1 protein-coding gene is annotated in these 721 nt (G+C 71.6%); it reads left to right on the top strand.

Going from position 1 to position 721, the window contains the following annotated elements:
- Positions 1-16: 16 nt before the first annotated feature.
- On the top strand, positions 17-721 hold a 705-nt coding region (locus tag V6V16_RS27775), incomplete at its 3' end, for an AMP-binding protein (RefSeq protein ID WP_334566909.1).

Genomic DNA, 721 nt, shown 5'->3' with positions numbered 1-721 from the left:
CACGCCGCTGGCGCAGATGTACACCAGCGGGACCACGGGGCTGCCGAAGGGCGTCGTCCTCGCCCACCGCAGCTTCCTGGCGGTACGCGACGCGCTCGCCTCGGCCGACCTGGACTGGCTCGACCTGCGCGAGAGCGACGTCAGCCTCCTCTGCAACGGTGGCTTCCACATCGGCGGCCTGTCGTGGGCGGCGATGGGGTTCGCCTCGGGCGCCACGAACGTGGTGATGCGCGAGTTCACCACGGCGGACGCCATCGAGCTGATCAGGACGCTGCGCGTCACCACCGCCCTCGCGGTGCCCGCGATGCTGCGGCTGCTGCTGGCGGAGCCCGGCGTCACCAAGGCGGACTTCGCCTCCCTGCGGAAGATCGTCTACGGCAGCGCGCCCATCTCCACGGCGCTGCTGGCCCGCTGCATCGAGGGCTTCGGCTGCGAGTTCGCCCAGATCTACGGTCTGACCGAGACCGGCAACTCCGCCGTCTGCCTGCCGCCGGCCGACCACACCCCGGACAGCGGCAAGATGCAGTCGGCGGGGCTGCCGTACCCGGGCTTCGAGGTCAAGGTCGTGGACGACAAGGGCGACCCGCTGCCCCCCGGCGAGATCGGCGAGGTCTGGCTGCGTTCGCCGGCGGCGATGGTGGAGTACTGGAACCAGCCGGAGGCCACGGCGAAGACGCTGGTCGACGGGTGGGTGGTGACCGGCGACGCGGGTGTGCTGGAC

The organism is Micromonospora sp. CPCC 205561, assembly GCF_036906775.1.
In the GTDB taxonomy this organism is placed as follows: domain Bacteria; phylum Actinomycetota; class Actinomycetes; order Mycobacteriales; family Micromonosporaceae; genus Micromonospora.
Note: the sequence above shows the minus strand (reverse complement) of the source record. Positions and strands in the feature narration are given on the sequence as shown.